General features: G+C 61.0%; 12 protein-coding genes. 9 read left to right on the top strand and 3 right to left on the bottom strand.

The window, feature by feature from the left end:
• Window positions 1-40: 40 nt before the first annotated feature.
• The 3 genes from INHI_RS0106725 to INHI_RS20720 all read left to right on the top strand — a co-directional run bounded on the left by INHI_RS0106725 (window position 41) and on the right by INHI_RS20720 (window position 3,439).
• Window positions 41-379 (top strand): P-II family nitrogen regulator, encoded by a 339-nt coding sequence (locus tag INHI_RS0106725; RefSeq protein WP_014874894.1) that lies wholly within the window; start codon window positions 41-43, stop codon window positions 377-379.
• Between the two features lie 93 nt (window positions 380-472).
• A complete protein-coding gene (gene glnA / locus INHI_RS0106720) occupies window positions 473-1,879 on the top strand; it encodes a type I glutamate--ammonia ligase (RefSeq protein WP_027247165.1) in 1,407 nt (468 codons plus the stop codon).
• Between the two features lie 534 nt (window positions 1,880-2,413).
• Window positions 2,414-3,439 (top strand): hypothetical protein, encoded by a 1,026-nt coding sequence (locus INHI_RS20720; protein WP_027247164.1) that lies wholly within the window; start codon window positions 2,414-2,416, stop codon window positions 3,437-3,439.
• A 43-nt stretch (window positions 3,440-3,482) separates the two neighbouring features.
• Here the strand turns inward: INHI_RS20720 and INHI_RS0106710 are convergent, their stop codons facing one another.
• Complete coding sequence (locus INHI_RS0106710; protein ID WP_027247163.1) at window positions 3,483-4,241, bottom strand: heme-dependent oxidative N-demethylase family protein; 759 nt, start codon at window positions 4,239-4,241, stop codon at window positions 3,483-3,485.
• 187 nt (window positions 4,242-4,428) lie between these two features.
• On the opposite strand from INHI_RS0106710, the gene dddP reads away from it, so the two are divergent.
• A complete protein-coding gene (gene dddP, locus INHI_RS0106705) occupies window positions 4,429-5,781 on the top strand; it encodes a dimethylsulfonioproprionate lyase DddP (protein WP_027247162.1) in 1,353 nt (450 codons plus the stop codon).
• A gap of 78 nt (window positions 5,782-5,859) precedes the next feature.
• Here the strand turns inward: dddP and INHI_RS0106700 are convergent, their stop codons facing one another.
• A complete protein-coding gene (locus INHI_RS0106700; protein WP_014880247.1) occupies window positions 5,860-6,420 on the bottom strand; it encodes an NUDIX hydrolase in 561 nt (186 codons plus the stop codon).
• A 95-nt stretch (window positions 6,421-6,515) separates the two neighbouring features.
• On the opposite strand from INHI_RS0106700, the gene INHI_RS0106695 reads away from it, so the two are divergent.
• From INHI_RS0106695 to INHI_RS0106675, 5 genes are all read left to right on the top strand, one after another.
• Entirely contained in the window at window positions 6,516-7,772 is a 1,257-nt protein-coding gene (locus tag INHI_RS0106695; RefSeq protein ID WP_027247161.1) for a bifunctional alpha/beta hydrolase/OsmC family protein, read from the top strand.
• 274 nt (window positions 7,773-8,046) lie between these two features.
• Window positions 8,047-9,351: an adenylosuccinate lyase gene (gene purB, locus INHI_RS0106690; protein ID WP_014880249.1), complete on the top strand. Its 1,305-nt coding sequence runs from the start codon at window positions 8,047-8,049 to the stop codon at window positions 9,349-9,351.
• A 187-nt stretch (window positions 9,352-9,538) separates the two neighbouring features.
• Complete coding sequence (locus tag INHI_RS0106685; RefSeq protein WP_036766953.1) at window positions 9,539-10,144, top strand: tetratricopeptide repeat protein; 606 nt, start codon at window positions 9,539-9,541, stop codon at window positions 10,142-10,144.
• Window positions 10,145-10,220: 76 nt separating this feature from the next.
• Window positions 10,221-11,414, top strand: a complete 1,194-nt coding sequence (locus tag INHI_RS0106680; RefSeq protein ID WP_014874903.1) for a flagellar motor switch protein FliG — start codon at window positions 10,221-10,223, stop codon at window positions 11,412-11,414.
• A 357-nt stretch (window positions 11,415-11,771) separates the two neighbouring features.
• Entirely contained in the window at window positions 11,772-12,707 is a 936-nt protein-coding gene (locus INHI_RS0106675; protein WP_014880251.1) for a lysophospholipid acyltransferase family protein, read from the top strand.
• Between the two features lie 14 nt (window positions 12,708-12,721).
• Here the strand turns inward: INHI_RS0106675 and INHI_RS0106670 are convergent, their stop codons facing one another.
• Entirely contained in the window at window positions 12,722-13,453 is a 732-nt protein-coding gene (locus INHI_RS0106670; protein ID WP_014880252.1) for a DUF1223 domain-containing protein, read from the bottom strand.
• Window positions 13,454-13,593: the final 140 nt, after the last annotated feature.

Below are 13,593 nucleotides of genomic sequence, written 5' to 3'. Positions count from 1 at the left end.
GATCTGACCTCTCTCGACAAGGTTGCGAGGAGCCATCCCGATGAAAAAGATCGAAGCCATCATCAAGCCGTTCAAACTGGACGAGGTGAAGGAAGCCTTGCAGGACGTCGGCGTGCAAGGCCTGTCGGTGATCGAGGTCAAGGGCTTTGGCCGTCAGAAAGGCCACACCGAACTCTATCGTGGTGCCGAATATGTCGTCGACTTCCTGCCGAAGGTGAAAATCGAAGTCGTGCTGGACGACGATCAGGTGGACGCCGCCATCGAGGCCATCGTGGCAGCGGCCAAGACTGACAAGATCGGCGATGGCAAGATTTTTGTCTCCCCCGTGGAGCAGGCCATCCGCATCCGCACCGGTGAGACCGGCTCGGACGCCCTCTGAGCCTGACACCAGAACACGCGGTTGTCCGCCGTCGCTGATTGGCGCGGCAGCCCAGATACACTCAAGATTACAAGATCAGAAGGACCATTGGAAATGAGCGCAGACGCAGTTCTGAAGATGATCAAGGACGAAGACATCGCCTATGTCGACATCCGTTTCACTGATGTGCGGGGCAAGCTCCAGCACGTGACCGTTGATGTCGACCTGGTGGACGAAGACTTTATCGAAGAAGGCTTCATGTTCGACGGTTCCTCCATCGCAGGTTGGAAGTCGATCGAAAACTCCGACATGAAGCTGATCCTCGACACCACCTCGGCCTATGTTGATCCCTTCTATGCCGAGAAAACCATCTGCATCCACTGCTCCGTGGTTGAGCCCGACACCGGCGAAGCCTACCCGCGTGACCCACGCGGCACCGCGCAGAAGGCAGAGGCCTATCTGAAGTCCTCCGGCATCGGTGACGTGGCCTATATGGGGCCCGAGGCGGAATTCTTCCTGTTTGATGATGTGCGCTTCTCCAACACCATCAACAAAGTGTCCTTTGAGGTCGACGCAACCGACGCCTCCTGGAACACCGACACTGAATATGAGATGGGCAACATGGGTCATCGCCCCGGTCTCAAGGGCGGCTACTTCCCAGTGAACCCCATCGACGAAGCTCAAGATCTGCGCTCCGAGATGCTGTCCACCATGAAGCGTCTGGGCATGAAGGTCGACAAGCACCACCACGAGGTGGCCTCCTGCCAGCACGAGTTGGGTCTGATCTTTGACAGCCTGACCAAACAGGCTGACGAGCTGCAGAAATACAAATATGTGATCCACAATGTGGCCCACGCCTATGGCAAATCGGCGACCTTCATGCCGAAGCCGATCTATGGTGACAACGGCACCGGCATGCATGTGAACATGTCGATCTGGAAAGACGGCAAGCCGCTCTTTGCGGGCGACAAATACGCAGATCTCTCCAATGAGGCGCTGTATTTCATCGGCGGTATCCTGAAGCACGCCAAGACACTGAACGCCTTCACCAACCCGTCCACCAACTCCTACAAGCGCCTGATCCCTGGCTTTGAAGCGCCGGTTCTGCGCGCTTATTCCGCCCGCAACCGCTCCGGCTGCGTGCGGATCCCATGGACCGAAAGCCCGAAAGCCAAACGCGTCGAGGCCCGTTTCCCCGATCCGGCCGCGAACCCCTACCTGTGCTTTGCCGCGCTGCTGATGGCTGGTCTGGACGGCATCAAGAACAAAATCGATCCGGGCGAAGCCATGGATAAGAACCTCTATGATCTGCCGGCAGAAGAGCTGGCCGATATCCCCACCGTCTGCGGCTCCCTGCGCGAAGCGCTGGAATCGCTGGCTGGCGATCACGACTTCCTGCTGCAGGGCGACGTGTTCACCAAAGACCAGATCGAAGGCTATATCGCCCTCAAGATGGAAGAGGTGGAAACCTACGAACACACGCCGCATCCAGTGGAATACGGCATGTACTACAGCTGCTGATCCCCGATCACGCGGAATTACTGGGCGCTCCCATCTGTTGGGGGCGCCTTTTTAGTTTGCAGAGCCCCACGCCTTTTGAAACCCCAGCCCCCGGCCAAACCTTGTCTGACAGATGCACCCCGACCGCCTGGGGCACTGCCCTTGGTTGACGCATTGGCTGCCGACCGGGCTGTCGCACGCTCTGGATTTCATATTTTCAACACTGTCCCCCCTTCCCCGGCGCAGCCTGATCGTTCCGCGCAAGCCCTCAGTGTTGACCCAACGTCACTCAATCGGAAACACTGCTAGCCTCACGCCCAATTTGTAAGGGCTACGGCATCAATATGGCCGTCAGCTGCCCAGTTCTTGCCCAAATTCAAAGAGGCGCTTAGGGCGGATGATTATTTTAATGTTAATTTTCAATGCGTTAAATCAATCGCAATACAATCGCAAAATTGGAAAGGAATTTTTTACCCCTCAGCTGTCACCGCCTCACTTTCTGCCATTTCAAATTTTAACTTAATTGCTGAAGCACCTGAGCGGAGGACCCTGACGGTGACACAGGTAGATCAGTATAAAGGCAAGCTGGGTTTTGAAATTCGAGACCCAGATGCGCTGTCCAGCGGCTCGACTGCTGTGGTCGATACATTGGAGGAATACGGCCACAGCGTGCGCCAGTTCCAATCGCGAAACCCCAACCTGATCCGCCTTGATTGTGATCACTACCGGGTCGAGCTGCGCTATCGCCGCCATCCAATCAAACCGACGCAGGCCAGCGCTGCCGGTGCTGACAGCACCGAGACACCGCTGCGCAGTTCACTTGGCGTGACGCTGACCCCAAACCACCCGGACCATTGTGATGTGGAACTGAGCGAGCTGTTGCTGGCAATGGTCCTGCGTCGCCTGGCCGAGGATCTGGATGTGGCGACGGTGGATTGGCTGCACGTGCCCTTCACCCTGACCCGTGCCGCCTTCCTCGGGGTTTTTGAAGATGCCGAAACGCAGGCGGAATCCCACCCGCAGTCAGCAGCAGATCACGCCGCACCGGACGCCTACCCGGTGACCGAAATCGCCGCAGATATCGCCGGCATCCATGCCGCCAAGTCGAGCGCGCCCCTCAGCCCGCAAACGACGCCCGAAGCGCCCCCCCCTGCTGCGACACCGATTGACGCTGCACTTGATACGCCGCCGCCTCTCCCCCAGCCCACGAACGGCGCCAAGCCGGTTGCAGATGGGCGCCTGCGCGGACGCGCCTGTTTTGAGCCGGTCGAGGTAACGATTGCTCAGCTGGAGGAACACTACGCCGCGATGTTGCAGTCCCCAGACACCCGCGCCACCGGGCGTCATGCTCTGGAGGCGCGCAATCGCGCCCGGGCGCGTGCCAAAGCTGTTATGACACCTCCCCGCAGCAGCGGAACCGCCGTTGCCCGGCTGGGCGGTCTTCTCGCGGCCATGCCGCAGCGAATGATCGCAACCACCAGCCATCTCCTGCGCAGCCCCCAGCTGCGTGGCCATCTACACATTGTCTGCGGCGCAACGGCCCTTCTTGCCTTGCAAAGCTCGGCCGCCGTCGCCTTTTAGACCGCTTTCCCGGTCTCACGATCAGCCAGCCCGAGAATTCGGGCTAGGCCGGCGATGCCCCCCATTGGGCCATCACATCCGTACGACGTAACACACTGGTGTGAATGCTGAAAATAACGGCGCGGCTGCGCGGAAGGCGAAGGATAGTCTGGCGCTCACTGCGCATATAGCCTGCCGTTTCGGCGCCGGGACGCGGGCGATCGCCACTGACGCGGCGCGGCTGATGCAGTGTCGCATCGGCGTACCACAACGCATTGAACCGCCACATGGGCCGCCCCACCTGCACCCCGTCAAACAGCCGCTGCACCCGCGCAGCAATGCCAGTATCATAGCTGTCGACCGGTTCGTGGATGGCAATCAATGGCCGCCCCGCTTTCTCCGCCAGGGTCCAATTTGCGGGAAAGCACAGAACCGCGCCGGTCAGCACATGTTCCTGCGCGCCCTCCGGTTTTTCCAGGATACAGAAATCCTGCTGGGCAATCCGGCCAAGCGTGCCCAGCGGATCCTCCCAATCTACCGTCACCTCGCCCCCATCCGGCCGCACCACATTGTGACCCGTGGCATCTGGGTAGAGCTGGGCCAGAACCGCCTCCAACAGCTCAGAAGCAGCCGGGGTGGCCTCGGGCGCGCAATACACAACTTGCGCGCGGCACTGCTGCAACAGCCGCTCCCGCTCCGCCATCTGCCCGGCGTAAGCGTCATCAAAATGCAGCCAGTCCTCCGATGCCAATGGCTGAATACCGGGCAACTTCCGCTTTTCCAGCGGATTATACGACAGGCGGGTCTGCAGAATCTCGGTCATGACACTTTGTAGCAAGCCCGACGCGCAGCACCACCCGCTACATGCGACACGCTACCCCAAACACATCTGTCTGAAAACGACCGTCTGCGCGGTCGCATTTGGTGGCGACTCCCCTCCGCGCTCCGCACAACATTGGACAGAGATGTCCAGCGATACCTTCGAGACGATGTCGAATACGGAGCCAGAGATGAACGAGCATTACCGCGATACACGCAAGATCGACCCGACACGCGGTGCCACCCTTGGGGACAACACCCCCAATGATCAGGACCGCGTCGAGATTGGGCCGACCCAGCTGGCCTTTGGTGAATGGGCCGCCGCAGGGCTGCAACTGCCGGACCTTCAGGCGATGCGCCGCTATCGTTGGGAACGGCTGACCCGGTTCATCAATGACCGCGATTATGCCGGGCTGTTGGTGTTTGATCCGATGAACATCCGCTACGCGACGGATTCCACCAATATGCAGCTGTGGAACACCCATAATCCGTTTCGCGCGCTGCTGATCTGCGCCGATGGCTACATGGTGATGTGGGATTACAAACAGGCGCCGTTCCTGAGTGAATTCAACCCTCTGGTGCGTGAACAGCGGGCCGGGGCCGATCTGTTCTACTTTGATCGTGGCGACAAGGTGGATGTGGCGGCGGACGTCTTTGCCAATGAGGTGCGCAGTCTGCTGGCCGAACATAGCGGCCAGAACACGCGTCTCGCGGTTGACAAGATCATGCTGCACGGGCTGCGCGCGCTTGAGGCACAGGGGCTTGAGGTGGTCCCCGGCGAAGAACTGACCGAAAAATGCCGTGCTGTGAAAGGGCCGGATGAAATCCTCGCCATGCGCTGCGCCAATCACGCCTGTGAAACCGCCGTCGCAGAGATGGAACGCTTTGCCCGCAGCGCCATTCCCGGCGGTGGCGTCAGTGAAGATGACGTCTGGGCCGTTCTGCACGCCGAAAACATCCGCCGGGGCGGTGAATGGATCGAAACAAGGCTGCTGACCTCAGGCCCGCGCACCAACCCCTGGTTTCAGGAATGCGGCGGGCGCATCATCCAGAACAATGAAATCGTCAGCTTTGACACCGATCTGGTCGGTGCCTACGGGATCTGCATCGATATTTCGCGCAGCTGGTGGATTGGCGACCGCGCGCCGCCTGCCGATATGGTCTATGCCATGCAACACGGGGTTGACCATATCCAGAGCAATATGGAGATGCTGAAACCCGGCGTGAACCTGCAGGAGCTGTCACGCAACTGCCATCTGCTGGATGCCCAGTTCCAGAAGCAGAAATACGGCTGCATGATGCACGGCGTCGGGCTTTGCGATGAATGGCCGCTGGTGGCCTACCCGGACGCCATGGTCGAGGGCGCTTTCGACTATGATCTGGAGCCGGGCATGGTGCTTTGTGTCGAGGCGCTGGTCAGCCCCGAAGGCGGCGATTTCTCGATCAAGCTGGAGGATCAGGTGCTGATCACGGAAACTGGCTATGAAAACCTCACCACCTACCCGTTTGATCCGGCTCTGATGGGCACCACCCGTTGGGTTTGAGGTTTCTGCTGCCTGCGGGTGCGACGACCAAACGGCTGCTCTCCCAATTGGGGAGAGACGGCTGAACCTGTGGCGCCGTCAGGCGCCTCCGCTTTGTAACCGGGCCAATTTCTCTTGTAGGACCAGCACACTGTCAGCGCGACTGTACTGCGAGAGCTTTGCCAGCGGCACCCAGGCCAGTGCCTTTGATTCGGCGCTGGCACGGATATCCCCCGCCTCGGCGCGAAACAGATAGCGCACATCGTAGTGCAGATGCGCCGCCTCACGGCTGTTGGCAGGGATTTCGTGGATATCAATGTCAAACACCTGATCAGACAACAGGCTGATCCGGGCCAGACCGCTTTCCTCATAGGCTTCTTTCAGGGCGGTAAACCGGGCATCGGCGATGCCATCGCAATGTCCCCCCAATTGTAGCCAACGGTCCAGTTTGACGTGATGGGTCAGCAGCACTGCGTCCAGATCCGCCGAAAGGACAAAGGCCGATCCGGTCACATGGCCGGAGGCTGGATCCCGGTCAAACGCCTTTGGTTCGCGCGCGCAAAACGCGGTCAGGCGCTGCCACATCTCGTGATCGCGCTTATCCTGCGGCGCGAAACTTCCAATGCCTGCGCAGGCCTCGGCCAAACGGTCTGTTGTCAATATCCCTCACCTTCCCGTGACGTGGGCGGCGGATGCCTTGTGCCCGCCCGCCTGTCGCCGCACCTTAGGGTGACCCCCAGATAAAGGCGAGCCTGATGCCCACCGAACGCATTTCTTTTTCCGGACACTCCGGTGACCAGCTGGCTGCGCGGCTGGACCTGCCCGAAGGGCCGATCCTGTCCACAGCACTCTTTGCCCATTGTTTTACCTGTTCCAAGGACATCCCCGCCGCGCGGCGCATCTCGGCCCGTCTGGCGGCCATGGGCATCGCCGTATTGCGGTTTGATTTCACCGGTCTTGGCCATTCCGATGGTGAGTTCTCCAATACCAACTTCAGCTCCAATGTCGCCGATCTGGTGGCGGCGGGCCAGTATCTGGCCGGGCGCGGGCTGGCGCCATCATTGCTGATCGGTCATTCGCTGGGCGGCGCTGCGGTGTTGCGGGCGCGGGCCGGGCTGCCATCGGTGCGCGGCGTTGTTACGCTGGGCGCGCCCTCTGACCCTTCTCATGTGGCCCATCAGTTTGGAGATGCGCTGGAGGTCATTGAGGCCGAAGGCGCGGCGGAGGTCTGTCTGGCTGACCGCCCGTTCCTGATCCGCAAGCAGTTTGTCGATGATATCCGCGCCGAGGCGCTGACCAGCGCCCTTGCCGGTCTGGATGCCGCCCTGCTGGTGATGCACGCCCCTCTGGATGCCACGGTCAGTATCGACAATGCCGCCGATATCTTTGTTGCCGCGAAACACCCCAAGAGCTTCATTACCCTGGATGATGCCGATCATCTGATCACGCGGCCCCGTGATGCGGAATATGCCGCTGATGTCATTGCCGCCTGGGCCGGGCGCTATATCGATCTGTCCCCCCCGGCACCGCCCCCCGGCGCGCCTGAGGGTGTGTTGCGCGTCACCGAAGCTGATCCGAACGGTTTTCTGCAGGATATCCAGTCCGGCCCGCGCCATCACACCTACGCGGATGAGCCGCTGGCCTATGGCGGCAGCAATCGCGGCATGACGCCTTATGGGTTTATCTCTGCCGGGCTTGGAGCCTGCACCTCCATGACGATCCGCATGTATGCCCGCCGCAAGGGGTGGCCCCTGGAAGGCGTCAGCGTCGATGTCTGCCATGACAAGGTTCACGCACAGGACGCGCTACCCTCCGGTCCCGCGCAGATCGACCAGTTCACCCGCGTGATCTACCTCAGCGGCAATCTGACCCAGGATCAGCGCGCCAAGCTGCTGGAGATTGCCGACCGCTGCCCGGTGCATCGCACGCTGGAACATGGCGCCAAGGTGACCACCCGGTTGGATGAGCCTGAAAGCGAGACAGATGTCGATCCCGCCCATCTGCCGTTCTGATCCGAAAACCCGTCGGCCCTGATGACACCAGCCTGACCCCCTTCCGAAAAGGGGCTCCTCCCCAGCCTGAGGCACTGCCCAATTATCGGCAGGCCCTGGGCAATTCCGTGTCCTGTGCAGGCCGGACGTCAGCCTTTGTACCATAAGAGACCTGAATTTGCGGGCTTTCTGTCGCGGCGCGCGCCCCCACCCTTGCCCTGTAGGGCGCGCTGCTCTAAGACGCGCGGCATCATCCGCTTCCCTTCTGCCCTGCTATGAAAAGGTGCTGCTGCCCATGATCCCCCGCTATTCCCGTCCTGAAATGGTTGCCATCTGGTCGCCGGAAACCAAATTCAAGATCTGGTACGAGATCGAGGCCCACGCCTGCGAAGCCATGGCCAATCTGGGTGTGATCCCGCGCGAGAATGCCGACGCGGTATGGAAAGCCAAAGATGTCGAATTCGATGTCGCGCGTATTGATGAGATCGAGGCCGTCACCAAACATGACGTCATCGCCTTTCTGACCCATCTGGCCGAGCATGTCGGATCAGAGGAAGCCCGCTTCGTGCATCAGGGCATGACATCGTCTGACGTGCTGGACACCTGCCTCAACGTGCAGCTGGTGCGCGCCGCCGACATCCTGCTGGGTGGCATGGACAAGGTTCTGGCCGCGCTGAAAAAACGCGCGCTGGAGCACAAGGACACCGTGCGTGTCGGTCGGTCCCACGGGATCCACGCCGAGCCGACCACCATGGGTCTGACCTTCGCCCGTTTCTACGCCGAGATGGACCGCAACAAACAGCGCCTGCAGAACGCCCGTAGCGAAGTTGCCACAGGCGCGATCTCCGGCGCGGTTGGCACCTTTGCCAATATCGACCCCCGCGTTGAAGAACATGTCTGCGAGCAGCTCGGCCTCAGCCCTGAACCGATTTCGACCCAGGTGATCCCGCGCGACCGCCACGCAATGTTTTTTGCCACGCTTGGGGTGATTGCCTCCTCGATTGAAAACATCGCGGTGGAAATCCGCCACATGCAGCGCACCGAAGTGCTGGAGGGGGCCGAGTTCTTCTCCATGGGGCAGAAAGGCTCCTCTGCGATGCCGCATAAGAAGAACCCGGTTCTGACCGAGAACCTCACCGGTCTTGCCCGTCTGGTGCGCATGGCGGTGATCCCGGCTATGGAAAACGTGGCCCTGTGGCATGAGCGCGATATCTCGCACTCCTCCGTTGAGCGCGGTATCGGCCCCGACGCCACCGTGACCCTGGATTTTGCGTTGAACCGTCTGGCAGGCGTCATCGACAAGATGCTGGTCTTCCCAGAGAACATGCTGGACAACATGAATAAATTCCCCGGTCTGGTGATGTCGCAGCGGGTTCTTCTGGCCCTGACGCAGGCGGGTGTCAGCCGCGAGGACGCCTATTCCATGGTGCAGCGCAACGCCCTGAAGGTCTGGGAAGATCGCGTTGATTTCCGTGAACTGCTGCTGGCGGATGCGGATGTGGTCGCCGCCCTTGGCGAAGAGGCGATCAACGAGAAATTCGACATGGGCTATCACACCAAACATGTCGACACGATCTTCAAGCGGGTCTTCGGCGCCTAAGCCGTCGGCGATTTGCACTACAGACCCGGGGCCGTTCTGTCACAGACAGGCGGCCCTTTTTCTTTGGTCACACAGCGCTGGGATCACGTCTCACCGTCTTGTTATCGCGCGGCAGCGATCAACCGTCTAAGGTGAAGCGATCCAACAGGCCGCAGACCTGCGGCGCGCGCGACAAAAGGACAAACTAATGCCTGCCATGCTGACACGTAACGCCACTCATGCCCGCTCTCTGCCCGCATCTGCAATACGCGCCAGCTGCGCCACCCTGCCCGCGCTGGTGCTCTCTGCGGCATTTGCCAGCGGCGCCCTGGCAGCCGGAGGCGGTGACAGCGCCGCGCCAAAGCCAACCAACACCACCAAGACCTGCAAGGGCGCCAAGGTCTGGGATGATCAGAAACAGCGCTGCGTTGCGCCCAAACAATCCTCGCTGGACCCCGACGAGATGTATGATGCGGTGCGCGAACTCGCCTATGCCGGGCGCTATGGCGACGCGCAGGCGGTACTGGCTGCGATGCCTGACCAAACGGATAGCCGGGTGCTGACCTATTGGGGCTTCACCTATCGTAAGCAAGGCTATTCTGAACAGGCGCTGTCCTATTACACTCAGGCCATCGCGCAGGATCCCCAGAACCACCTTGCGCGTTCGTATATGGGTCAAGGTTTTGTAACCGAAGGAAAATATGGACTTGCGCTGGAACAGTGGAAGATCATCCGCGCCACGGGTGGCAGCGACAGCTGGGCCGAAGTCTCCCTGCGCGAGGCTCTTTTGTCCGGGCAGACGCAAAGCTACTGATTTTCAGCATTTATTTACTGCTTGGGCCCTAGATTGGAGACAACAGAAAGAGAATCTTTTTGGCTAGGGCTCATAAATGCAGAATGAAAATGCTTTGGCGCTTCCCATGGCGGCCTCCTCAGATGATTTGGGTGATTTTTCCGCCCCTGCTCCGCTTGGCGGAATGGATTTCGGCGGGGACCTCGGCGGCGATCTGGGAATGGGCGGAATGAGTGGCGGCGCGCTGGATATGCCCGCAATGGGTGGCGGCATGCCCGCCAAATCCAAGCTTAGCGGCAAAGCAAAAGCAGCCATCGTGGTGCGCCTGCTGCTGAATGAAGGTGCGGATATCCCCCTGGAATCCCTGCCCGATGATCTACAGATCGAACTGACACAGCAGATGGGCCGCATGGGGCTGATCGACCGTGACACCCTGCATGAGGTGGCCGGCGAATTTGCCGAAATGCTGGACAATGTCGGGCTGTCCTTTCCCAACGGGCTGGCCGGTGCGCTCTCCGCAATGGAGGGCAAGATCAGCCGCCAGACCGCCAGCCGCCTGCGCAAGGAAGCTGGCGTACGCCAGTTTGGCGACCCGTGGGAGCGTCTGCGCGCCCTGCCGCCAGAGGATCTCGCCGAGCTGGCTGAGGCCGAAAGCACAGAAGTCGCCGCCGTTCTGCTGTCGAAGCTGGACACCACCAAGGCGGCGCAGATGTTGATCCACCTGCCCGGCCCGGTTGCCCGCCGCATTACCTATGCCGTCAGCCAGACCGCCGCCGTAACCCCGGATACGGTGGATCGCATTGGCCTGTCCCTCGCCGCGCAGATCGAGGCGCGGCCCGAGGTCGCCTTTGACGAGACCCCGGGCCAGCGGATGGGCGCGATCCTGACCCAGGCCGCAGCTGGCAAGCGCGACGAGGTGCTGACCGCCCTTGATGAGGAAGATGAGGAATTTGCCGGCGACGTCCGCAAATCGATCTTCACCTATGCGTTGATTGCCCAGCGGGTGAGCCCGGTGGACGTGCCGAAAATCGCCCGTGTTCTGGCGCAGCAGGATCTTGTCACCGCCATCGCCTTTGCCACTGACGAGGAAGATGTCGAAACCAGCGAATTCATGCTGGCCAATATGTCCAGCCGCATGGCCAACAACATCCGCGAAGAGGTGAGCGAGCGCGGCAAGGTCAAGCGCAGTGTCGGAGAAGGCGCCATGAGCACTATCGTCAACGCCCTGCGGGAGCTGGTGAACTCCGGCGAGGTTGAGCTTCGCTCAGCCGAGGAAGACGAAGAAGACTAAGCCTGCAACCCGTCGCCGCTGCGACCCCCCGGGGTGATCTCGCCCGGTGTTCATTGCCGCCCGTCGTAGCCGCAAGGCCCAGGAGCAATGACGGGCGCGGCAGCTGATCCGCGACTGCGGGTCCGAACCACGGCTGATCCGGCCAACGGCGCGCAACACGGACAGCCGCCAGCCACCCCCTCGCCTAATGGTCCAAAGGTTATACCCGCCACACGGCACGCCAGGTCTCTGCCGGTGAGGCGGCTCCGCTAAGGTCAGCCCGCGACTGCGGATCGCCGCCGGGCTTGCTTGTGCCTCTGCGCGCTGCCGTTTATGGTCGCGGTTGATTTTGTCTCTCCAATTGCAGGCCCTCCGGACATGCCCGTCGATCCCTCCACCCTGTCCCCAGGCCGTCGCGCCAGTTACTACGCCAGCAATCTGGCACTGCGTGGCCTGATCGGGGCGCTTCGGCTGATCCCTTATGAAAAGCGTGTTCCGGCAATGGGCTGGGTGATGCGCAAGGCTGCCCCATTGGTGGGGTTTCACAAACGTGTCCGGGATAATCTTGCGCTCACCCGTCCTGAACTGCCGGAGGCGGATGTCGCGCGGCTCTGTGATGAGGTGAGCGACAACGTGGGCCGCGTGGTGGCCGAGCTCTATGCCGGACAGCCCTTCCTTGAGCGCGCCTGGGCGGCACCCGTCTCCGGCCCGGGCCTGCCAGCACTGGAACGCGCCCGCGCCGAGGGGCGACCGGTCATTCTGGTCACCGGGCATTTTGGCAATTACGATGCCGCCCGCGCCAATCTGATCCGGCGTGGCTTTGCCATGGGGGCGCTCTATCGCCGGATGGCCAACCCCTATTTCAACGACCACTACGTGCAGGCGATTGAAAAAACCGGCAAACCGATGTTTGAACAGGGCAAACGCGGCATGATGGAGATGGTCCGTCACCTGAAACAGGGCGGCATCATTGCGATCGTCGCGGATCTGCACGCCCATGGCGGGGTCAATATCGACTTCTTCGGCGAACCTGCCGTGACCTCCATCGTGCCTGCGGAACTGGCCCTGAAATACAAAGCCGCGATGATCCCGGTCTATGCCATTCGCCAGCCCAATGGTCTCGATTTTGAGATTGTCGTGCAGGAGGAGATCGCCCCGTCTGATCCGATCACCATGACCACTACCGTCTGCAAGCGGCTGGAAGATCTGGTACGCCAGCACATGGGGCAATGGTTCTGGGTTCATCGCCGCTGGAAACCCTATGTGCCGATCCCGAAGTCCCCGCCGAGCGGGCCAGGTTCCAGCCCTGACTGAGAGCGAGGCGCCGCTTAGTTGAGCGTCGCCGCCGCAAGGATAGCGCCGTAGGGTGCCTGCTGAACCAGCAGCGCCGCCGGACGCGTATCGGTCAGCGCCACGGTCAGCTCCAACGTGCCCTGCCCGTCCCAGTCCGCCACCCGGTCGATCTGCTCCACCACATTGGCATAGTCCAGCCGTCGACCGGCCAGCTCACCACGAGAGATATCAACCGTTTTCAACGGCGCATAGCGCACCAGTTGGATGGAAATCGGCCCTGACAATAGCGGTGCGGCATCGGCGCGGCGCAGCTGAACCGCGATCCCACCCGTACCGCTTTGGGTGCCCTCGATGGTGATCGCAACCGGGGTTGGGCGTGCATGATGCGCGGCGATGGTCTCGCTCAGTTTCATCGCATTGGCCCCGACCACATCGTCCTGACCGTTCACGATCATCTGCGGAGTGTAGACCATCTGACGCCCGCCGACATGGGCGTATCCTTTCTGGCGGCGGGTGTGGGCGGGATCGGCGAACTGATCTTTCCAGCCGATATAATCCCAGTAATCCACGTGCAGCGCCAGCGGCAGCACATCAGGCCGCGCCGTCAGCTGCCGCAGCAACGCATCGGCCGGCGGACACGAGGAGCACCCCTGCGAGGTGAACAGCTCCACCACCACCAGATCCGTGGCCGGTCGACCGCTCTGGGCGGCGGCCCCGATTGGCAGCGTCATCCACACGGCCAGAAAAAGCGATGCGATAAATTTCATGCAACGAACCCTTTTTTGCTCTGATCTACCGATGTAGCGGCGCCGGGTTGAAATGACCAATCAATCATTCTTGAGACCGTCGTGCGCAGGGCAATTTGAGGCAAAATGCGACGTTGGTGCAAATTTTGTGTACTATTGCA

Origin of the sequence: Phaeobacter inhibens DSM 16374 (assembly GCF_000473105.1) — a bacterium.
In the GTDB taxonomy this organism is placed as follows: Bacteria; Pseudomonadota; Alphaproteobacteria; order Rhodobacterales; family Rhodobacteraceae; genus Phaeobacter; species Phaeobacter inhibens.
The sequence above is the reverse complement of the archived record's forward strand: the minus strand, read 5'-3'. Positions and strand labels throughout refer to the sequence as shown.

What these genes read in the sequence shown, in the direction of transcription:
- INHI_RS0106725 (WP_014874894.1), top strand. Translation starts at nt 41, where the DNA reads ATGAAAAAGATCGAAGCCATCATCAAGCCGTTCAAACTGGACGAGGTG.
- glnA (WP_027247165.1), top strand. Translation starts at nt 473, where the DNA reads ATGAGCGCAGACGCAGTTCTGAAGATGATCAAGGACGAAGACATCGCC.
- INHI_RS0106710 (WP_027247163.1), bottom strand. Translation starts at nt 4,241, where the DNA reads ATGACCGAGATTCTGCAGACCCGCCTGTCGTATAATCCGCTGGAAAAG.
- dddP (WP_027247162.1), top strand. Translation starts at nt 4,429, where the DNA reads ATGAACGAGCATTACCGCGATACACGCAAGATCGACCCGACACGCGGT.
- INHI_RS0106695 (WP_027247161.1), top strand. Translation starts at nt 6,516, where the DNA reads ATGCCCACCGAACGCATTTCTTTTTCCGGACACTCCGGTGACCAGCTG.
- purB (WP_014880249.1), top strand. Translation starts at nt 8,047, where the DNA reads ATGATCCCCCGCTATTCCCGTCCTGAAATGGTTGCCATCTGGTCGCCG.
- INHI_RS0106685 (WP_036766953.1), top strand. Translation starts at nt 9,539, where the DNA reads ATGCCTGCCATGCTGACACGTAACGCCACTCATGCCCGCTCTCTGCCC.
- INHI_RS0106680 (WP_014874903.1), top strand. Translation starts at nt 10,221, where the DNA reads ATGCAGAATGAAAATGCTTTGGCGCTTCCCATGGCGGCCTCCTCAGAT.
- INHI_RS0106675 (WP_014880251.1), top strand. Translation starts at nt 11,772, where the DNA reads ATGCCCGTCGATCCCTCCACCCTGTCCCCAGGCCGTCGCGCCAGTTAC.
- INHI_RS0106670 (WP_014880252.1), bottom strand. Translation starts at nt 13,453, where the DNA reads ATGAAATTTATCGCATCGCTTTTTCTGGCCGTGTGGATGACGCTGCCA.